General features: G+C 68.3%; 24 protein-coding genes and 2 tRNA genes. 9 read left to right on the top strand and 17 right to left on the bottom strand.

Going from position 1 to position 19,446, the window contains the following annotated elements; all coding sequences use genetic code 11:
- Positions 1-17: 17 nt before the first annotated feature.
- On the bottom strand, positions 18-485 hold the full coding sequence (locus tag LR948_RS04740) for an outer membrane protein assembly factor BamE (RefSeq protein ID WP_232752825.1): 468 nt from the start codon (positions 483-485) through the stop codon (positions 18-20).
- A gap of 190 nt (positions 486-675) precedes the next feature.
- Between LR948_RS04740 and LR948_RS04735 the strand changes: the two genes are divergently transcribed.
- The 9 genes from LR948_RS04735 (at position 676) to LR948_RS04695 (ending at position 7,435) form a co-directional block, all read left to right on the top strand.
- A complete protein-coding gene (locus LR948_RS04735; RefSeq protein ID WP_232752824.1) occupies positions 676-1,239 on the top strand; it encodes a DUF177 domain-containing protein in 564 nt (187 codons plus the stop codon).
- A 156-nt stretch (positions 1,240-1,395) separates the two neighbouring features.
- Positions 1,396-1,602, top strand: a complete 207-nt coding sequence (gene rpmF / locus LR948_RS04730; protein WP_232752822.1) for a 50S ribosomal protein L32 — start codon at positions 1,396-1,398, stop codon at positions 1,600-1,602.
- 26 nt (positions 1,603-1,628) lie between these two features.
- The gene (plsX, locus tag LR948_RS04725; RefSeq protein ID WP_232752821.1) at positions 1,629-2,735 is read left to right on the top strand and encodes a phosphate acyltransferase PlsX; all 1,107 of its coding nucleotides are present in this window, start codon (positions 1,629-1,631) and stop codon (positions 2,733-2,735) included.
- Positions 2,732-3,703, top strand: a complete 972-nt coding sequence (locus tag LR948_RS04720; RefSeq protein WP_232752819.1) for a beta-ketoacyl-ACP synthase III — start codon at positions 2,732-2,734, stop codon at positions 3,701-3,703. The genes plsX and LR948_RS04720 overlap by 4 nt, the downstream gene beginning before the upstream one ends.
- Before the next feature lie 98 nt (positions 3,704-3,801).
- Positions 3,802-4,104 (top strand): integration host factor subunit alpha, encoded by a 303-nt coding sequence (gene ihfA, locus LR948_RS04715; protein ID WP_232752818.1) that lies wholly within the window; start codon positions 3,802-3,804, stop codon positions 4,102-4,104.
- 8 nt (positions 4,105-4,112) lie between these two features.
- Complete coding sequence (locus LR948_RS04710; protein WP_232752817.1) at positions 4,113-5,258, top strand: MerR family transcriptional regulator; 1,146 nt, start codon at positions 4,113-4,115, stop codon at positions 5,256-5,258.
- A gap of 61 nt (positions 5,259-5,319) precedes the next feature.
- Positions 5,320-5,396, top strand: a tRNA-Pro gene (locus LR948_RS04705).
- 94 nt (positions 5,397-5,490) lie between these two features.
- Positions 5,491-6,570: a 2'-deoxycytidine 5'-triphosphate deaminase gene (locus LR948_RS04700; protein WP_232752816.1), complete on the top strand. Its 1,080-nt coding sequence runs from the start codon at positions 5,491-5,493 to the stop codon at positions 6,568-6,570.
- 298 nt (positions 6,571-6,868) lie between these two features.
- The gene (locus LR948_RS04695) at positions 6,869-7,435 is read left to right on the top strand and encodes a DUF1236 domain-containing protein (RefSeq protein ID WP_232752814.1); all 567 of its coding nucleotides are present in this window, start codon (positions 6,869-6,871) and stop codon (positions 7,433-7,435) included.
- Positions 7,436-7,663: 228 nt separating this feature from the next.
- Here LR948_RS04695 and LR948_RS04690 read toward each other — a convergent pair whose 3' ends face one another.
- From LR948_RS04690 to LR948_RS04615, 16 genes are all read right to left on the bottom strand, one after another.
- Positions 7,664-7,879 (bottom strand): hypothetical protein, encoded by a 216-nt coding sequence (locus LR948_RS04690; protein WP_232752813.1) that lies wholly within the window; start codon positions 7,877-7,879, stop codon positions 7,664-7,666.
- Between the two features lie 325 nt (positions 7,880-8,204).
- Positions 8,205-8,281 (bottom strand) — tRNA-Arg (locus tag LR948_RS04685).
- Positions 8,282-8,361: 80 nt separating this feature from the next.
- Positions 8,362-9,384 carry an acetylserotonin O-methyltransferase gene (locus LR948_RS04680; protein WP_232752812.1) on the bottom strand — a complete coding sequence of 341 codons (1,023 nt, stop codon included), beginning with the start codon at positions 9,382-9,384 and terminating at the stop codon, positions 8,362-8,364.
- A gap of 66 nt (positions 9,385-9,450) precedes the next feature.
- Positions 9,451-10,671: a cysteine desulfurase gene (locus LR948_RS04675; protein WP_232752809.1), complete on the bottom strand. Its 1,221-nt coding sequence runs from the start codon at positions 10,669-10,671 to the stop codon at positions 9,451-9,453.
- A complete protein-coding gene (locus tag LR948_RS04670) occupies positions 10,664-11,254 on the bottom strand; it encodes a Yip1 family protein (protein WP_232752807.1) in 591 nt (196 codons plus the stop codon). The genes LR948_RS04675 and LR948_RS04670 overlap by 8 nt, the downstream gene beginning before the upstream one ends.
- The gene (locus LR948_RS04665; protein ID WP_232752806.1) at positions 11,251-11,742 is read right to left on the bottom strand and encodes a YIP1 family protein; all 492 of its coding nucleotides are present in this window, start codon (positions 11,740-11,742) and stop codon (positions 11,251-11,253) included. The genes LR948_RS04670 and LR948_RS04665 overlap by 4 nt, the downstream gene beginning before the upstream one ends.
- A gap of 4 nt (positions 11,743-11,746) precedes the next feature.
- Positions 11,747-13,030: a Fe-S cluster assembly protein SufD gene (gene sufD / locus LR948_RS04660; protein WP_232752804.1), complete on the bottom strand. Its 1,284-nt coding sequence runs from the start codon at positions 13,028-13,030 to the stop codon at positions 11,747-11,749.
- Complete coding sequence (sufC, locus tag LR948_RS04655) at positions 13,030-13,785, bottom strand: Fe-S cluster assembly ATPase SufC (protein WP_232752802.1); 756 nt, start codon at positions 13,783-13,785, stop codon at positions 13,030-13,032. The genes sufD and sufC overlap by 1 nt, the downstream gene beginning before the upstream one ends.
- A gap of 37 nt (positions 13,786-13,822) precedes the next feature.
- Complete coding sequence (locus LR948_RS04650) at positions 13,823-14,425, bottom strand: hypothetical protein (RefSeq protein WP_232752800.1); 603 nt, start codon at positions 14,423-14,425, stop codon at positions 13,823-13,825.
- Positions 14,422-15,318 (bottom strand): FkbM family methyltransferase, encoded by an 897-nt coding sequence (locus tag LR948_RS04645; protein ID WP_232752799.1) that lies wholly within the window; start codon positions 15,316-15,318, stop codon positions 14,422-14,424. Before LR948_RS04645 ends, LR948_RS04650 begins: the two co-directional genes overlap by 4 nt.
- Positions 15,319-15,321: 3 nt before the next feature.
- Positions 15,322-15,642 (bottom strand): heavy metal-binding domain-containing protein, encoded by a 321-nt coding sequence (locus LR948_RS04640; RefSeq protein ID WP_232752797.1) that lies wholly within the window; start codon positions 15,640-15,642, stop codon positions 15,322-15,324.
- Entirely contained in the window at positions 15,639-15,851 is a 213-nt protein-coding gene (locus tag LR948_RS04635; RefSeq protein ID WP_232752796.1) for a hypothetical protein, read from the bottom strand. The genes LR948_RS04640 and LR948_RS04635 overlap by 4 nt, the downstream gene beginning before the upstream one ends.
- Positions 15,848-16,027 (bottom strand): hypothetical protein, encoded by a 180-nt coding sequence (locus LR948_RS04630; RefSeq protein WP_232752795.1) that lies wholly within the window; start codon positions 16,025-16,027, stop codon positions 15,848-15,850. Before LR948_RS04630 ends, LR948_RS04635 begins: the two co-directional genes overlap by 4 nt.
- Before the next feature lie 117 nt (positions 16,028-16,144).
- The gene (gene sufB, locus LR948_RS04625) at positions 16,145-17,683 is read right to left on the bottom strand and encodes a Fe-S cluster assembly protein SufB (RefSeq protein WP_232752794.1); all 1,539 of its coding nucleotides are present in this window, start codon (positions 17,681-17,683) and stop codon (positions 16,145-16,147) included.
- 46 nt (positions 17,684-17,729) lie between these two features.
- Complete coding sequence (locus tag LR948_RS04620; protein WP_232752793.1) at positions 17,730-18,776, bottom strand: aminotransferase class V-fold PLP-dependent enzyme; 1,047 nt, start codon at positions 18,774-18,776, stop codon at positions 17,730-17,732.
- Positions 18,777-18,861: 85 nt separating this feature from the next.
- Positions 18,862-19,323 carry an Rrf2 family transcriptional regulator gene (locus tag LR948_RS04615; RefSeq protein WP_232752792.1) on the bottom strand — a complete coding sequence of 154 codons (462 nt, stop codon included), beginning with the start codon at positions 19,321-19,323 and terminating at the stop codon, positions 18,862-18,864.
- Positions 19,324-19,446: the final 123 nt, after the last annotated feature.

The raw sequence follows: 19,446 nt of genomic DNA, 5'->3' as shown, positions 1-19,446 counted from the left end.
GACCGGGGCGCATGGGCTTATTCCCCGACGAGTCCCGCCGGGTTCAGCGAGCCGATATTGCCGAAGAGCTTGCGGATGAAGCTGATGTCGCCGCCCGAGCTGGCGGTGACCCGGCGCGAGATCGGCACCACGCGGCCATCCTCGAGCCCGTAACGCTCGATGTTGGAGACCACGCCTGCCTCGCTGAAGGAGATCGCCACCACCTCGCGCTCCACGACCTCGGGCCGCTGCCAGGCGAAATGGCGCATGGTCGAGCCGACCCAGTAGTAGGCGCTGTCCGACAACACGCCCGAGGCGGTGGGCACGCCCACGGTCTCCTCGACGGTGGCGCGGGTGTCGATGCCGGGCACGATGGCCTGCAGGTCTTCCTCGGGGGGCACATAGCCGTGGTTGCGGAAATCCGCGCTACAGGCGGCAAGCATCAGCATGGCTGCCGAAAGAAGGGCGCTGGCCTTGCCCGTCGCCCGCTTGTGACTGCCGCTCATCGCGTCCCTCTTGCCTTGGGGCCCATCGGCCTTTTATCCCGATTACAGAAGGACGCCCCGGCAATCAAGCCGATGCGGCGACAGGCAGAATCGCGCGGGTGGGGCCCGTGGCGAGGCAGCGGGGCAGCAGCGCCGCCCCGGTACCGCCCGCCCTCGCCCGCGCGCCCCAAGGCAAGGAGCCCGCAAGACCATGGCCGAGACCGACGCCAGCCCCGGACCCTTCCGGGTCGCGAAACTCGACAACAGCGCGCCGACGCCCTTTGCGCTGACCTCCGGCCCCGAGGCCCGCGCCGAGATCGCCCGCGAGCTGGGCTTCGAGGCGATCCGCAAGCTGACCTTCTCGGGCGAGCTGAAGCCGCTCGGCAAACATGGCTGGCGGCTCGAGGGGCTTCTGGGCGCGACCATCGTGCAGACCTGCGTGGTCACGCTGGCCCCGGTGACCACCCGCATCGACCAGAAGGTGAGCCGCACCTATACGCCCGAGCGCCAGCTCGAGACGCCGGAGCCCGGCTCCGAGGTGGAGATGCCCGAGGACGACAGCATCGAGCCCCTGGGCGAGAGCATCGCCCCCGAGGCCGCGATGATCGAGGCGCTGTCGCTGGCCGCCCCCGACTACCCGCGCGCCGAGGATGCCCCGCCGGTCGCCGCCGAGGCCCGCCCCGAGGGCGCCGAGCCGATCCGCGAGGAAGAGACCAAGCCCTTTGCCGGGCTCGAGGCGCTCAAGCAGAAACTGGGCGGAACCGAGGGCGAGTAACCGCAGAAGGGGCTTGCGTTTTCGCGCGCCCTGACTATGTTCGCGCCTTCACATGAATTCAGGGTTGCCAGCGGGACGCGATAGGGACTATCAGCCCGCCAGTTTACCGACACCGACGGGCGGAGCGCCCGCCCCAGATGAGATTGAGGTTGAGACATGGCCGTCCAACAGAACAAGGTTTCGAAATCGCGCCGCAACAACCGCCGGGCCCATGATGCCCTGGTCGCGTCGAACCCGAACGAATGCACCAGCTGCGGCGAGCTGAAGCGCCCGCACCACGTCTGCCCCTCCTGCGGCAACTACGCCGACCGCGAAGTGGTCGCCGTGGCCGATGAGGTCGATCTGGACGAAGACGCCGCCTAAGCATCAGCCGCGCGAGGCCCATCTCCATGACCTCCGAGCAGGATCAGAGGGCGACGGGCGACGCGGGGGTAGTGCTTTCCATCGACGCGATGGGCGGAGATCAGGGGCCGGCGGCGGTTGTCGCCGGCATCGCTTTGTCCGCGCAGAAAAACCCGCGCGTCCGCTTCATCCTGCATGGCGACAAGCCGGTGCTCGAGAAGCTCGTGGCCAAGACCCGCGAGCTCGAGGGCCGCTGCGAGATCCGCCATGCCGAGGATGTCGTCTCCATGGACGACAAGCCCAGCCAGGTCATGCGCCGTGGCAAGGGCACCTCGATGTGGTCGGCGCTGGAATCGGTGCGCGAGGGCGAGGCGACGGTGGCCGTCTCCTGCGGCAATACCGGCGCGCTCATGGCGCTGTCGATGGTGCGGCTGCGCAAGCTGCCGGGCGTGAACCGACCGGCCATCGCGATTCTCTGGCCGTCCCGCAACGCCCAGGGCTTCAACGTGATGCTGGACGTCGGCGCCGACATCCGGGCCGACGCCAAAGACCTTCTGCAATACGCGCTGATGGGCGTCTCCTACGCCCGCAACGGCCTGGCCCTGGCCCGGCCGCGGGTGGGCCTCCTGAACGTCGGCACCGAGGAGCACAAGGGCCGCTCCGAGCTGCATGACGCCCACCGGATGATCGGCCAGACCTGCGACGACGCGGAGTTCGACTTCGTGGGATTCGTCGAGGGCGGCGACATTCCCGGCAACAAGGCCGATGTCATCGTGACCGACGGCTTCACCGGCAATGTCGCGCTGAAGACCGGCGAGGGCACGGCGAGCCTCATCCGCGACCTCCTGCGCGAGGCCTTCGCCTATTCGCCGCTGTCGCGGATCGCCTCGCTCCTGGCCTTCACCTCGCTCAAGCGGCTCTCCAAGCGCACCGATCCGCGCCGGGTCAACGGCGGGGTGTTTCTCGGTCTCAACGGCACTGTGGTAAAATCCCACGGCGCGGCCGACGCCACCGGCGTGTCGGCCGCGGTGAAACTGGCCTTCCGGCTGGCCGAGTCGGGCTTCACCGATCGCCTCAAGGCACGGGTTGCATCCGCCGCGGAGCTTGCCGAGGATGCCGCGACCTCTGCCGGAACAGATGGAACGGATACATGACGACGCGCGCTGTGGTCGCCGGATGCGGCCACTATCTTCCTGAACGGGTGGTGGAGAACGCCGAGTTCGAAAAGACGCTCGATACCTCGGATTCCTGGATTCGCACCCGCTCCGGCATCGAGCGCCGGCATTTCGCCGCCGAGGACGAGACCACCTCGCAGATGGCGGTGAACGCCTCCCGCGCGGCCCTGGCCGACGCCGGGCTGACGGCGCAAGACATCGACGCGGTGATCGTCGCCACCTCGACCGCCGATCTGACCTTCCCCTCCGCCGCGACCATGGTGCAGGCCGGGCTCGGCATGGAGAAGGGCTTTGCCTTCGACGTGCAGGCGGTCTGCGCGGGTTTCATCTACGCGCTGGCCAATGCCAATGCGCTGATCGTCTCGGGCCAGGCCAGCCGGGTGCTGGTCATCGGCTCGGAGACCTTTTCGCGGATTCTCGACTGGAACGACCGCTCGACCTGCGTGCTCTTCGGCGACGGCGCAGGCGCGCTGATCCTCGAGGCGCAGGAGGGTGACGGCACCGTCGAGGACCGCGGGGTACTTTCCACCGATCTCAACTCGGACGGGCGCCACAAGGACATCCTCTATGTCGACGGCGGCGTCTCGACCCGCAACACCGGCCATCTGCGCATGGAGGGCAAGGAGGTCTTCCGCCACGCGGTCGAGAAGCTCGCCCAGACCGCGACCACCGCGCTCGGCAAGCTCGGGCTGACCGGCGCGGATGTCGACTGGGTGGTGCCGCACCAGGCCAATATCCGCATCATCGCGGGCACCGCGAAGAAGCTCGGCCTGCCGATGGAGAACGTCGTGGTGACCGTGCAGGACCACGGCAATACCTCGGCTGCCTCGATCCCGCTGGCGCTCTCGGTCGGCAAGGCCGAGGGCAAGATCAAGACCGGCGATCTGGTCGTCACCGAGGCGATCGGCGGCGGCCTGGCCTGGGGCGCGGTGGTGCTGCGCTGGTAGCCCGCGGCGGCCCCTGTGGCCGCCTCTGCAAGCCCTTGATATTGACTCGGAAAATCCGCCGCGCCTAAACTCGCCGAAATGTCAGCCGGGAGGTGGCTATGGGGGACAATACTCTCACCCGTATGGATCTGAGCGAAGCCGTCTTCCGCGAGGTCGGCCTGTCGCGCAACGAAAGCGCCGATCTGGTGGAGGCGGTGCTGCAGCATATGTCCGACGCGCTGGTCGCGGGCGAACAGGTGAAGATCTCGTCCTTCGGGACCTTTTCCGTGCGCGACAAGGCGGCCCGGGTGGGGCGCAACCCCAAGACCGGCGAAGAGGTGCCGATCCAGCCCCGGCGCGTCCTGACCTTCCGGCCCTCGCACCTGATGAAGGAACGCGTCGCGGTCGGCAACAAGAGCTGAGAGGCCCGATGAGTAAATCCCCCGACGCCTTCCGCACGATCAGCGAGGTGGCGGAGTGGCTCGAGACCCCGGCCCATGTCCTCCGCTTCTGGGAAAGCAAGTTCGCCCAGGTGAAACCCGTCAAGCGCGCGGGCGGGCGGCGCTATTACCGCCCGAACGACATGCTGCTTCTGGGCGGGATCAAGCGGCTCCTGCATGACGACGGGATGACCATCAAGGGCGTGCAGAAGATCCTCTCCGAGAAGGGTCTGCGCGCGGTGGCGAACCTGTCGCAGCCCCTGCCCGGCGAGGAATGGATCGAGGCCGAGCCCGAGGCGGCGGCCGAAGCGCCCGCTCCAGAAGGCGCTGATAGCGCCGGCGAGGAGGCACCCTTCACCGAGGCCGAACCCGCGCAGCCGACCGTGGTGCCCTTTACCGGCAAGACCGCCGAGGCGGCGCGGCCCGAGGCGGGTAAGGCGCAGCAGGCGCCGGACCTCGCGCGCACATCCGAGGCCCAGCACACGTCCGACGCCGCGCATACGGCCGAGGAGCAACACACGCCCGACGCGGCGCGCGCGTCCGAGGGGCAGCACGCGACCGACACGCAACACGCGACCGAGGCCCGGCACACGACCGACGCCCGGCACACGACCGAGGCCGCGCAGCCCGAGCTCCCCGAGACCCAGGAGGTCGCCCCGACCGATGCCCCCGCGCCTCTTGGCGGTGACGCCGCAGAAGGCACAGACAAGACCGCCGCCTCGGCCTCCGCCGAGAGCGCAGCGGATCACCCCGCCGAAGACACCACCGCCAAGCCGCCCGCGCCCGAGCGCAGCGTGCCAAGCGACACGCCCCTGCCCGAGGGCGGGCTCTTCGGCGAGACGCCGGAGTTCCTCGCCAAGCCGCTGACCGAACGCGGCGAGGGCGTGCGCGCGCCCGAGGCCAAGTCCGGCCTGGGCCTCTCCGGGCAGCCCCCCGCGGAGCCCGCGCCCGAGGTGCCCGAGACCTCCGATCTGCCCGACCCAGGCGCCACCGCCACCACCGAGACCCTGCCCGGCACGCCCCCGAAGGGCCCGCTGGCGCATCTCGGCGGGCTCCGCGCCCTGACCCGCGACGAGGCCGCGGCGCTGACCCCGCTGGTCGACCGCCTGCGCGACCTGACCCGGCAGGCTTCGTAAATTTTCCGCTTTGTTGGGGTTGCGACGGCGCGCAAAAAGGGTATGAACCGTCTCCAGAAGTCGGGCTATGGCGCAGCCTGGTAGCGCGTCCGTCTGGGGGACGGAAGGTCGCAGGTTCGAGTCCTGCTAGCCCGACCAATTCACCGATTTCTGCACCAAATGAACGCTTTGGCGTTCCCTGCCCCCTGCCCGCTTGTTAAGGATTGCGAAGCGACAGGAGGGACAGGCCGGTATGACGGGCGTGCTTGCAAGCCAGCAGATCGAGGCATTGATCGACCGGGGCGCCATCACCCCCGGCGCGCCGCTGGTCGAAGGCCAGATCCAGCCCGCGAGCCTGGATTTGCGGCTCGGCCATGAGGCGATCCGCGTCCGGGCCTCTTTCCTGGCCGGCCAGGGCCGCAGCGTCGCCGACCGCATCGCCGAGTTCGAAATGCACCGGGTCGACCTCTCCGGCGGCGCGGTGCTCGAGAAAGGCTGCGTCTACGTCGTGCCGCTGATGGAAAGCCTCGACCTCGAAGACGGCGTCGCCGCCATCGCCAACGCCAAGAGCTCCACCGGGCGGCTCGACCTTCTGACCCGCACGATCACCGACGACGGCACCGAGTTCGACCGAATTCCCCCCGGCTACCGCGGCCCGCTTTATGCCGAGATCTGCCCGCGCTCCTTCTCGGTGCTGGTGCGCCCGGGCATGCGACTGAACCAGATCCGCTTTCGCCGGGGCCGCTCGGTTCTGGACGACGCCGAGCTGACCGCGCTGCACGAGGCCGAGAAACTTGTGAACGGCGGCGAGGCCCTGATCCGCGACGGGCTGGGCTTCTCGGTGGACCTGCAGCCCGAGGGCCAGGACGACCTTGTCGGCTACCGCGCCAAGCCGCACACCGGGGTGATCGACCTCGATCGTCTCGGCCATTACGACCCGGCGGATTACTGGGAAGAGCTGCGCACCCGCGCCGGGCGGATCATCCTCGATCCCGATGCCTTCTACATCCTCGTCAGCCGCGAGGCGGTGCATATCCCGCCCGGCTATGCCGCCGAAATGGCGCCCTATCTCGCCATGGTGGGCGAGTTCCGGGTGCATTACGCGGGTTTCTTCGACCCGGGCTTCGGCCATTCCGCCGCCGGCGGCGCGGGCTCGCGCGGGGTGCTGGAGGTGCGCTGCCACGAGGCGCCCTTCGTGCTGGAGCACGGGCAGATCGTCGGGCGGCTGGTCTACGAGCGCATGGACGCGCCCCCGGCGCAGCTTTACGGCGCGGGGATCGCCTCGAACTACCAGGGCCAGGGGCTGAAGCTCTCCAAGCATTTCCGGGCCTGAGGCGGGGCGGCGCGGCCGGTCTGTGGCGCGCTGATCCTCGGGCGGGCCGGCTGAATTAAGGGTTCGACGGCAGCTCTCTCCCCCCACTCTGCGCTGAACCTTGCTGTCCCCCGCGCCACAGCGCCCGACAAACCGGCAACCCAAGCGGGAACCCGCCCGCGACAATCTCCTCCTATCGGCGACTTTCCGCCCGGCACCACGCCTCCCCCCACCCCCGAGGGAACGCCGCTCATGGCTCGCGGATTGGCACCGCATCCGGCCCGCATCGGGTCGCGACTGTCATCATGGGAGCAGAGAAATGCTGACCAACGCCAAGTTCCTGATCGCCGGCACCGCCCTGTCCGCCGCCATCGCCGCCCCGATCGCGGCCCAGGCGGTGACCACCTCCGAGGATTACGCCCTCGAGATCCAGGTCACGCCCGAAAGCGGCGCCGCCGTGGCCGCGACCATCCCCGCCGAGGCGGAGTTCACCGTCGAGACCTGCCTCGAGGCCGTCGACTGGTGCCGCGTCAGCTACAACGGCGCGCAGGGCTGGGTGCAGAAGGCGACGCTCGACGTCAACTTCGACCGCGTCTCCGTCACCCGCTACGACTGGAGCAACGCCCGGGTCATCGCCGTGATCAAGGCCGACGAGGAGGCCGATGTGGTCGTCGACCCGGCCTATACCCCGGTCCTGGCCTATGCGCGCGCCAACCCGGTAAGCCCGGTCGAGCGCGAACTGGTGATCGAATCGGGCGCGGTGATCCCGCAGGACGTGCTGCTCTACGAGGTGCCCGAGAGCGCCTATCGCTACGTGCCGGTGAACGACCAGCTCGTGGTGGTCGAGCCAGCGACGCGCCAGGTGGTCTACGTCGAGGCCTATTGAGCGGTGGGCTTGGAGCCCCGGGGGCCGGTTCAGGCCCCCGGGCGCCCTGCCCTGACGCTCGCTGGGCTGAAGCTGCACCGGGTCTGACGCTCACAGGGAGTCCGGTCTCGCGCCATCTGGCCTGCTGGCGTCGCGCCGCGCGCGCGGCCCCCTCAGACGCATACAAAGACCCCGGCTGCGCCTCCGCCGCCGGGGTCTCTCCAATCTCTCAGCGCAAATCCGACCCGCTCAGAACCGCCCGATGCGGCGCGCGGCGCGCATGGCCTTGCCGGCCTGCCGGGTCTGGCGCTTGGCGGTCTTGGCACGGCGCCGCTCTTCGGGGGTCATCTCCTCGGGGCTCTTGCCCTTGCCGAAGGCGCGGTCCATCCCGGCGTTCACGCCTCGGCCGATCAGCTTCCGCATGACCATGCGGACGACCATGTTGACGATCTGGTTCGCGTTCATCTCTGCCTCGCAACTCTCCCCGGGAGACCCCGGGATTTGCGGATGTCTTACCGGAAGATTGTGCAAATTTGGAGGCCCGGTGGGGGTCCAGGGCTAATGCGTCGCGGGCGTGAGCTTCGGCGAAGGGCACATTTTGGAGCCTGAAGCTCGGTCCAGAAGGGAGCTAACGCGTCCCTGTCGACGCCCCGCTGTGATGACCGTTCCGAAAAGCGCCAAGCTTCTCGCGATGGGCGACGATCAGTAATCGTTTCCGCACCGAAACCGCACCAAAGCCGCACCGTAAAAAATCACGACCGAAAAATCGCTAAACTTTCAGGGAAGTAAGTGGCGCACCCGCAAGGATTCGAACCTTGGGCCTCTGCCTTCGGAGGGCAGCGCTCTATCCAGCTGAGCTACGGGTGCGTTGCGCGCTAGGTAACGGCTTGGCCGGGCGGACGCAAGGCGGATCACCGGCGCGGGAAAAAATTCCCGCGCCCGCGCGCTCAGCCGGCCTTCCGGGCCAGGGCGAGCATGGTCATCTCGGGGATCATCGGCCCGATCTCGGGCGTCTCGAAGCCCGCCTCGCTGATCAGCGCCGCCAGGCTGTCGGTGTCGTTCGACCGCGCCTCGGGAGTGAAGGCAGTGTGCTGGAGCTGCCAGAGCGCGGCCAGCCGCGGGCCCTCGCGGTTCGCGTTCACGATGAAGTCGTGCACCATGACCAGCCCGCCGGGGTTCAGCGCCGCGCGCGCCTTGTCGAGCAGCCGCGGCTGCGCCTCGCCCGGCACGCCCGAGAAGAGATAGGACATCAGCACGGCGTCGAGCCCCTCGGGCCAGGCCGCCTCGATGGCGTTGCCCTCCACGTAGTCGATCCGGTCCGACAGGCCCGCGTCGGCGATATAGGCACGGCCGAGCTTGGCGACATTGGGGAAATCGAGGATCGTCACGCGCAGCTCGGGATAAGCCTTGCAGAGCCCGATCGCGAAGGCCCCGGTGCCGCCGCCCACGTCGAGCAGGTGCCGCGCCTCGGAAAGGTCGACCTTCTTGGCGAGCTGCCGCGCGGGGCCAGCCGAGCCCGCGTGCTGGCTTTCGGAGTAAAGCCGCGCCTCCTCGGGGTCGCTGAACCAGCTCTCGTAACTGTCGGTGGCGCCCTCGGGCAGCGCGCCGGTCAGCGCCGGGCCAAGCTGGTCGAGCAGGCGATACATCTGCCGGCCCACCTGCAGGCGCAGGTAGTCGCCGAAGTCGTATTTCGCCCCTTTCACGAGGAAAGCATCCGCGGCAGGCGCATTGGCGAAACGCCCGTTCTCGACGGTGACGAGGCCGAGGCCCGCCAGCGCGGTCAGGAGCGTCGCGGCCCGGTCGGGATGGATCCCCGCCGCGCGGCCCGCCCCTTCGGCGTCGAGCGGGCCGTCGGCCAGCGCCGTGAAGAGCCCCAGATCGAGCGCCGTGAACAAGGCCTTGGACCCCATGAAGCCAAAGGCGATGTCGGAGATTTGGTCGGCGTCGGTCAGCGGCGCGGGCGCGGGCATGGGCGGCTCCAAGGTCTGTGGCAATCGCGCGCTACCTTAAGGAGCCCCCCTCAGGATACAACCGGCTCAGCCGAAAAGGTCGTGTGCCAGTTCCAGCGCATCGATCAGCGCGTCGACCTCGGCCTCGGTGTTGTAAAGACCGAAGGACGCCCGGCAAGTGCCTGTCACGCCGAGGAAATCCATGAGTGGTCCGGCGCAGTGATGCCCGGCCCGGACGGCCACGCCCTTCTTGTCGAGAATGGTCGAGATATCATGGGCATGCGCGGCGCCGTTCATGGTAAAGGAGAAGATCGCCGCCTTGTCCTCGGTGGTGCCCTGCACGCTCAGCCAGTTCAGCCCGTCGAGCCTGTCGCGGGCATAGTCGCGCAGCTGCGCCTCGTGCTTGGCGACATTCTGCATGCCGAGATCCATGAGGTATTCGAGCGCCACGCCCAGCCCGATGGTCTGCACGATGCCGGGGGTGCCCGCCTCGAACTTCATCGGCGGCTCGGCATAGGTCACGCTGTCCTTGTGCACCTCGCGGATCATGTCGCCGCCGCCGAGGAAAGGCCGCATCTCGGCCAACCTGTCGCGATGGATGAAGATCGCCCCGGAACCGCTTGGTCCGTATAGCTTATGCCCGGTGATCGCGTAGAAATCCGCGCCCAGCTCGTCGAGGTTCACGGGCATATGCACCGCCGCCTGGCTGCCGTCGACCAGGACCGGCACACCCTTGGCATGGGCGGCCTCGATCACCGTCTTCACGTCGACCACGGTGCCCAGCACGTTTGACAGATGGCTGATCGCCACGAGCTTGGTCCTGGGGGTGATGGCGTCGATCACCGCCTGCGGATCGAGCGCGCCGCGGCTGTCCACATCGACCCATTTCAGCGCCACGCCCTGGCGTTCGCGCAGGAAGTGCCAGGGCACGATGTTGGCGTGGTGTTCCATGACCGACAGGACGATCTCGTCGCCCGCTTCCATGCGCGGCATGGCCCAGCCGTAGGCGACGGTATTGATGCCCTGGGTGGTGCCGGTGTTGAGCAGGATCTGGCTTTCGTCGCTGACCCCGAGGAAGCGCGCGATGATCCCGCGCACACCCTCGTACTTCTCGGTCGCGAGGTTCGAAAGGTAATGCAAGCCCCTGTGGACGTTGGAATATTCCTCGGCATAGCCGCGCGTCACCGCGTCGATCACCACCTGCGGCTTCTGCGCGGAGGCGCCGTTGTCGAGATAGACCAGCGGCTTGCCGTTCACCTGCCGCGACAGGATCGGAAAATCCCGGCGGATCTCGGTCACGTCATACATTCGCGTTCATCCCGGTTGCTGTCGCCCCGAAGAGCGAGAAGAGAAAAGACAGCCCCACGGCCAGCCCGGCCACCGCGATCAGCAGCAGGAAGGCGGCCTTGCCGCGCGAGGCGAAGCCATGGGCCTCGGCAAGGAAGTTGATCAGGAGCCAGATCCCGATGAGCCCGGCCCCAAAGGAGACCAGAAGCGCCAGCGCCGGAAGGATCGGCATCAGCACCAGCATCAGCGCCTGGACCAGCGCCCGAAGCGCCTGCAGCCAGATCAGGAGCAGCGCCACGTCGCGCATCTGCCCTGTGCCGCCGATCGCCCGGCCCGCCCAGGTCAGCGCCAGGGTGCCGAGCGCCAGCATGCCCACGAGCCCGCCGAAAAAGATCAGCGGCTGTTCGACGAACGCCGCGATGGCGGGATCGGGTGCCACCTGCAGCGCCGCGGCGCGCACGAAGAGCGTGTTCAGGACCAGCGCCAGCGCGCCCGAATGGAGCAGCGCCTCGGTCCCGAGCCGGAGCGACAGGAGCCAGCGCGCCACCTCGCGGGGGGTCACGACGCTCTGCCAGGCGAGCTGGAGGAAGCCCGCGACGCTCATGCCACGGCCTCGCCGTATTCGGCGACCTTGAGGCCGGTGATCCAGAACCAGAGGAAGACCCCGATCCAGAGCAGACCGACCAGCGTCAGCGCCGGACCCTCGGCGATGAAGCCCGCGACCAGCCCGTTCAGGAGCACCAGCGGGCTTGCCGCAAGAAGGCTCCAGAACAGCGCCAGCCGCGCGCCATACCAGCTGCCGCGGCCGCCCAGGGCGCGCAGCACGATATGGCTCAGCGCCGCCAGCCCGTAGAAGACCAGGGGCGCGATGAAGATCCAGCCGAAGAGCGCCCCGCCCAGAAGCGGGTTCAGCTCTTCGCCGGCCAGATGCGCCTGGCGGGCCAGCGCCGGCAGCCGCGAGAGGAAGTAGAGCAGGCAGGCCGCCATGAGCAGCGCCAGCGCCCGGTCCTCGCGCGGGCCCGCGGCGAGGCGGCGACGAAACACCGCCCCCGGCCCGCGATAGCTCGCCAGGATATCCGTCGAGACAGCCACGGGATCAGGCGGCCCGGCGTCTCAGGAGCCAGGCCTCGATCCGGCCGTTGATCTCGTCCTGGAGGTCGTGGTCCTCGATCTCGAGCACCGCCTCGGCGAGGAAGGCCAGGGTCAGAAGGTCCTCGGCATGGCCCACCGGCACCCCGCGCGAACGCAGGTAGAACAGCGCCTCCTCGTCGATCGCGCCGGAGGTCGAGCCATGCGAGCAGGCCACGTCGTCAGCGTAGATCTCGAGCTCGGGCTTGGCGTCGAACTCGCTGTCCTCGTCGAGCAGCAGCGACTGGCTGATCTGGTAGCCGTCGGTCTGCTGGGCGCCGGGCTTCACCAGGATCTTGCCCTGGAAGACCCCGCGCGCGCCGTTGCGCAGCACCTTCTTGAAGACCTGCCGGCTTTCGCAGTTCACCGCGTCATGGGTGACGAAGACCGTGTCGTCGTGGTGGAAGTCGCCGTCGCCCATGCAGGCGCCAGCGACATGGGCCACCGCGTCGTCGCCGGTCAGCTCGATCACCACCTCGTTGCGGGTCAGCTTGCCGTTGGCGGTCAGGGTGAAGGACTTGAAGACCGACTCCTGCCCGAGGCGCGCGAAAAGATGCGTCGCGGCGCGGCGCTCGTGGTCGCGGCCCTGGGCGCGGATGTGGTGGAAGGTGGCGTTGTCCGCGACCTCGACCTCCATCGCCTTGTTGAAGCGCGCTGCCGCCGGGCCATTCTCCAGAACGGTCAGCTCCGCGCCCTCTTCGACCTTGATGCAGTGATGCAGGATCGCATCCGAAGTCTCGGATTTATGGCGATAAACCAGGTTCACGGGCTTCGCCGCCTTGCCGGTGGCGCGGATCAGCACGCCGTCGGTCGCGAAAGCGGTGTTGAGCGCCGCCAGCGGCCGGGCGACCGGGTCCTGGCCGGCCAGCTCGAGCCGGCCGTAGAGGTCCTTGGCCCAGTGGATGTCGGCGCCGCTGGTGCCGAGACGCTCGATCTCGATCCCGGCGAGCGAGAGGTCGTCCGAGGCCTCGGCATCGAAGACGCCGTCCACGAAGACCACCTTCAGCCGGTCCACCGCGTCAAAGAGCGGCGCCTCGCCGCTGTCGAAGAGCGCCGCATGGGGCGCCTCGGGGGCGACCAGCGTCGCGGGTTTGGTGTACTTCCAGTATTCGTCGCGGGCATGCGGCAGCCCTATGGCGCGGACCCGCGCCAGGGCGTCCCGGCGGGCCGCCTCGCTCCAGCCGCCCTCGGGCAGCGAGAGCGCCGCGAGCCGTTCCTCGGTCGCGTCGAATTTCACCTGCGGTTGAGCCATTACGCGCCCTCCGTCACGATGTCTGCGTAGCCGTTTTCCTCGACCTCGAGCGCCAGCTCGGGGCCGCCGGTCTTCACGATCCGGCCGTCGGACATGATGTGCACGACGTCGGGTTTGATGTGGTTCAGAAGCCGCTGGTAGTGGGTGATGACCAGGAAGCCGCGGTCGGGCGAACGCAGCTTGTTCACGCCATCGGCCACCAGCTTCATCGCGTCCACGTCGAGGCCGGAGTCGGTCTCGTCGAGGATGCAGAGCTTCGGCGCGATCATCGCCATCTGCAGGATCTCGTTGCGCTTCTTCTCACCGCCGGAGAAGCCGACGTTGACCGGACGCTTCAGCATCTCGGCGTCGATCTCCAGCTCCTTGGCCTTGGCGCGGACCTCCTTGAGGAAGTCGGTGGAGGACATCTCCTCCTGGCCGCGCGCCTTGCGCTGCGCGTTCACCGCGGTGCGCAGGAAGGTCATGTTGCCGACGCCCGGGATCTCGACGGGGTATTGGAAGGCCAGGAAGAGGCCCGCGGCGGCGCGCTCTTCGGGGTCCATCTCGAGGATGTCCTCGCCCAGAAGGTTCGCCGATCCCTCGGTGACCTCGTAGCCGTCCCGGCCCGAGAGCACGTAGGACAGCGTCGACTTGCCCGAGCCGTTCGGGCCCATGATCGCGTGGACCTTGCCGGCCTCGACCTCGAGGTTGACGCCCTTGAGGATCTGCTTGTCCTCCTCTTCGAGCTTCACGTGCAGGTTCTCGATGTTCAGCATCTCTTCGTCCTTTGTCCTTGTCCTTCGGTGCCAGGCCTCAGGGGCGCACCATCAACTGCATGATCCGGAGCAGCCGCGCGGGCGGGATGGGCTCCGGGATGATCTCGAACCGGGCCATGCGGCCCGTGATCTCTGGGGGGCCGAGGAATTCCTCGACCTGGTGGTAATGCCTGCGCTGCACGTAATCATCGAAGAGCAGCGTGAGAGGGGTCCGGGCCAGGAATTTCGCGGCGAGCGCGCAGCCCTGCCGGAATCGGCCGTCCACCAGCACCACCTGCGGCTGGCGAAAGCCTTCCTTGGTCCAGACCTCGAGCGGGTAGCGCGGGTAGCGCTTCCATTCGGTGTCATCGACCGGGTGCCCCCATTCGCGGGTGGCGCCGATGTCGGACCAGAGCACCTCGACCTGGGTCCCCTCGGCGGGCGGATGGGCGGCGAACCAGCCCTGCATCATCCGCGCCCAGTCGGGGTCGGATTCGACCGAGGTCACCTGCTTGCCGGGCATCTCGCCCGCCAGCACCGTGGAGCCGCCCGAGCCGTATTCGAGGATCACCTCGGCGCGGGCGTATTCGGCGCGCAGAAGCGCGGCCTCGGCCTCGGGCATGGTGAGCTCGGGGCGGGATATGACCTCGGTGCCGGTCATCGCCGCGCGGCCCCCTGCAGGATCTCGGTATAGGCGGCAAAGGCCGTCTCGGGCAGCGCGCCGCGCCCGATCAGCGCGCGCAGGCAGCGCGCCACCAGGTCGGGCAGCCGCAGCGCGCCCGCGGCGATCAGCGCGTAGTGCTTCAGCTCCTCTTCCGAGAAGTCCTGCATGTCGCGCGGGTCGCGCAGGAACAGCGCGTCGCCGTCCAGAAGCTGCGGCGAAAGACTGCGCGGCTTCAGCGGCAGCTCCGCCGCCTCGCGCATCTGCGCGCCCGCGCTGCTCAGGAAGCTGTGCAGCTGGAAGCCCTGCCCCGTCAGCTCGCGCATCTGGTCGTGCAGGAGCGGCTGATCCTCGTAAAGCGGCATGAAAGCCACCTCGGTGATCACCGCCAGCGTCCGCGCCAGCCGGCTCCGGCCGTTCTCGAAAACCGCCAGCTCGCCGCCCTGGATGTCGATCTTCAGGAGGTCGAGCCGCTCGATCTCGGCGATGTCGTCGAGCCGCCGGGTCTCGATCCCGATCCGCTCGCGGACCTCGGTCATGCGCGACCAGCGCGGCTTGTTCAGGTAGTCCTGCGCGCGACGGTCCGGCGTGAAAAGCGAGGTGAAGCCGCCCGAGCGGCAGACGTTCAGCGTGCCTTCGGTGCCGTCGCCCACCGCATGCGGCAGGTAGCGCTCATGCGGGCCCTGCCGGTCGGCCAGCTCCGCGAAGGCCGAGGGCTGCGGCTCGAAGCCGGTGACCCGGGCCGCCCCCGCCGCGACCAGCGGCATGTAGACCGGCAGTTCGGTCGGATTGGCGCCGATGTCCACGATCTCGGTCAGCCGCGCAGGCGCGAGGATCTCCGCCAGGCGGCGGATCTCGGCCTCGGTGCTGTCCTCGATGCGGTCCTTGGCCATGGCTCAGATGTCCTCCACCAGGACGGCGGTGCCGGAGACCGAGACCATGAGCATCGACTCGCCCACGACCTCGTAGTCGATATCGATGCCGACCACGGCATTGGCCCCGGCCTGCCGCGCGCGGGCTTCCAGCTCGCGCATGGCGGTGTCGCGGGCATCCTCGAGCTTGGCCTCATAGGCGCCCGAGCGGCCGCCGACGATATCGGTGACCTGGGCGAAGAAGTCCCGGAAGACATTGGCGCCCATGATCGCCTCACCAACGACGATGCCGCGGTAGTCGCGGATCGGGCGGCCCTCGAGGGTATGCGTGGTCGACAGGATCATGACGGCAGCATCGCGTAGTTGATGATCATCAGGAACAGCAGCGCGGCCAGGCCGGCCACCATGGAGGTCAGCGTGATCGAGCCCATGATTAGGCCCTGCCGGTTGCCCCGGCGGGCGCGGATCATCAGCCCGATGAAGGCGCCGATGGCCGCCCCGATGCCTGCGCCCGCGCTTTTCAGCAGCAGATAGGCCAGAAGTTCGGCGCTCATTTCTTTCTCCTGCCGGTGACGAGCTGGGCGAAGATATTGCCGAGGAACCCCGAGAGGAACGAGATCCCCAGGAAGACCCCGAGGTCGAGGGCCCCGGCCACGGCGTTCACCACGACCGAGAAGCCCAGGCAGAAAACCCCGGTCAGAAAGGCGGGCAGGAGGGCGAACTTCAGCATCTCGCCGCTCCCGTCAGGGCCCGGCGGGCCGCGGTGGCCGGGGGGTGCGCCCCCTGCCCCTTGGCCCGCTGAGGGCCCTTTGCCGCGCCGCCCAAGGCCCGCTCCCCGCGCGCCGGCTTAGCCGACGGAGCCTTCGAGCGAGATCGCCACGAGCTGCTGGGCTTCCATGGCAAACTCCATGGGCAGGGCCTGCAGCACCTCCTTGGCGAAACCGTTGACGATCAGCGCCACGGCCTCTTCCTCGTCCATGCCGCGCTGGCGGCAGTAGAACATCTGGTCGTCATCGACCTTGGAGGTCGTGGCCTCGTGCTCCACCCGGCTCGAGTTGTTCTTGACCTCGATGTAGGGAACCGTGTGGGCCCCGCATTTGTCGCCGATCAACAGGCTGTCGCACTGGGTGTAGTTGCGCGAGTTCACCGCCTTGGGGTGCATCGAGACAAGCCCGCGGTAGGTGTTCTGCGCCTGCCCCGCCGAGATGCCCTTGGAGACGATCCGCGAGCGGGTGTTCTTGCCCAGGTGCACCATCTTGGTGCCGGTGTCGGCCTGCTGATGGTTGTTGGTGATCGCGATCGAGTAGAACTCGCCCTGGCTCTCGTTGCCGCGCAGGATGCAGGAGGGATACTTCCAGGTCACCGCGGAGCCGGTCTCGACCTGGGTCCACATCACCTTGGAGCGGTCACCCCGGCAATCGGCGCGCTTGGTCACGAAGTTGTAGATGCCGCCGCGGCCTTCCTCGTCCCCGGGGAACCAGTTCTGCACGGTGGAATACTTCACCTCGGCGTCTTCCTCGGCGATGATCTCGACCACCGCGGCGTGCAACTGCGCCTGGTCGCGCTGGGGCGCGGTGCAGCCTTCGAGGTAGGACACGTAGGAGCCCTTGTCGGCGATGATCAGCGTCCGCTCGAACTGGCCGGTGTTCTCGGCGTTGATACGGAAATAGGTCGAGAGCTCCATCGGGCAGCGCACGCCCGGCGGCACGTAGACGAAGGAGCCGTCCGAGAAGACCGCCGAGTTCAGCGTGGCGTAGAAGTTGTCCGAGACCGGCACGACCGATCCGAGGTATTTCTTCACCAGTTCGGGGTGATTGCGGATCGCCTCGGAGATCGAGCAGAAGATCACGCCGGCCTTTTCCAGTTCCTTCTGGAAGGTGGTGCCGACCGACACGCTGTCGAAGACCGCGTCCACGGCGACCTTGCGCTCGCTCTCGCGGCCCTCGGCGGGAGCCGTCTCTTCGGCGCCCTCGACGCCGGCGAGGATCATCTGCTCGCGCAGCGGGATGCCCAGCTTCTCGTAGGTCTCGAGGAGCTTCGGATCCACCTCGTCGAGCGACTTCGGCTTCTCTTCCATGCTCTTCGGGCGGGCGTAGTAATACTGGTTCTGGAAGTCGATCTGGGGATAGTCGACCATCGCCCAGTTCGGCTCTTCCTTCTGGAGCCAGCGCTCATAGGCCTGCAGACGCCATTCGGTCATCCACTCGGGCTCTTCGTTTTTCTCGGAGATGAGGCGCACGATGTCGGGCGTCAGCCCTTTCGGCGCGTATTCCATCTCGATGTCGGTTTCCCAGCCGTATTTGTACTTGCCGCCGAGGTTGCGGACCTTGTCGACCGTTTCCTGGTCGACGCCTTCCTTCACTTCGGGAGTGTCGAGAGCTGTCATCGTCCGACCTTTCCTAATCCTGCTTCTGTCGCGCGTACCGGCCCTGTCAGGCCGCCCGCGCCCGGTGTTTGTCCCTGTGCCGCGCCCAGGTCTGGGCAAAGCGCATCACGTCTTCTTCCGTCGTCTCGAGCCCGAGGCTGACCCTGATCGCGCCGGAGGCGGTCGCGGCATCCGCGCCCATCGCCCTCAGCACGCGGCTCTCGCGGACCTTGCCCGAGGAACAGGCCGAGCCCGCGCTGATCGCGAAGCCGGCGAGGTCCATCTGCATGACCTGCGTCTCGCCTTTCCAGCCCGGCACCGAGAAACAACTGGTGTTGGGCAGGCGCGGCGCCGCCTTGCCCATGAACTTAACCTCGGGCGCGGCCTCTGCAACGGCTTCTTCTAGAATGTTTCTAAGTTTTTCGATCTCCGCCCAGCGATCCGCGTCCAGATCGGCGGCGGCGGCCTGGGCCGCGGCGCCGAAGCCGGCGATGCCGATCAGGTTCTCGGTGCCCGAGCGGCGCCCCATCTCCTGGCCGCCGCCGCGGATCTGCGCCGCGAGATCGGTGCCGCGCGGCATGACCAGCGCGCCGACGCCCTTGGGCCCGCCGAGCTTGTGCGCCGAGACGATGGCCATGCGCGCGCCGGTCCAGTTGAATGCGAAGGGCCGTTTGCCGAAGACCTGGGTGGCATCGGTCAGGGCCAGCCCCTCGGGCAGGCGCTGGATCACGCCGGTCTCGCTGTTGGCGGCCTGCAGAACGCTGTCGCCCGGATCGTCCACCGTGACCCGGCCATCGCCGTCGACCGGCAGGCTTGGCTCGATCCAGGCCGCCACGGCGTCATGTTCGATGTCGCCGCCCTTGAGCGCGCGCCCCGCGAGCCCCAGCGCCGCAGCCTCGGTGGCGCCCGAGAGGAAGATCACATCCGCCCCGTCGGCCCCGAGCGCGGTCGCCACCTGGCGGCGCGCGGTCTCGAGGATGGACTTGGCGGCGCGGCCTTCGGCATGCACCGAGGAGGGATTGCCGACCTGGTCCATGGCCGCGATCATCGCGTCGCGCGCCTCGCGCCGCAGCGGCGCGGTGGCGTTCCAGTCAAGATAGACCCTCTGGCTCACGGCCGGCCCCCTTGTCTTGGCAAAGCGTGGCTTTCCGGGAATACGGCGGCGCCCGCCCTGCGGATCGGTGAAGCGCTGCCGGGCATCAGCTGTCGTCCACCACGGCAAAGAGCGAGGGCACCGCCGGGCATGGCACCAGCGCGTTGCCCACCACGTCGGAAAGCCGGGTCTGGTGCAGGAAGACATAGACATGCGCCGAGAGCCCCTGCCAGAGCCGGTTCGACAGCGACTGCGCCTTCGACCCAGAGAGCCCGCCCGAGGCGCCGGCGCCCTTGTGCATGGCGTCCACCGTCTCGTCGACGGCGGAAAGCACGTCGACCACGCGGATCTCGGTCGAGGGCCGCGACAGCCGGTAGCCGCCGCCGGGGCCGCGGACCGAGGTCACCAGCTCCGCCCGGCGCAGCTTCACGAAGAGCTGTTCGAGATAGGCCAGCGAAATGTCCTGCCGCCGCGCGATATCCGAGAGGGTCACGAGGTCCCCCTCGGGCTGCATCGCGATATCGACAAGCGCGACCATCGCGTAACGGCCCTTGGTGCTGAGTTTCATCGCGTCGCTCCTTCGCGGCCAAGCCGGTTTGCCCCATGCGGCGATTGACCTCAATCCCCGGTTTGCCTATCTCGCACGGAGTCAAAAGGGGCGCAGCCCCGGATTTAGAATTGTTCTAAATAG

The organism is Roseivivax sp. GX 12232, from assembly GCF_021272185.1.
Lineage (GTDB): Bacteria > Pseudomonadota > Alphaproteobacteria > Rhodobacterales > Rhodobacteraceae > Roseivivax.
Note: the sequence above shows the minus strand (reverse complement) of the source record. Positions and strands in the feature narration are given on the sequence as shown.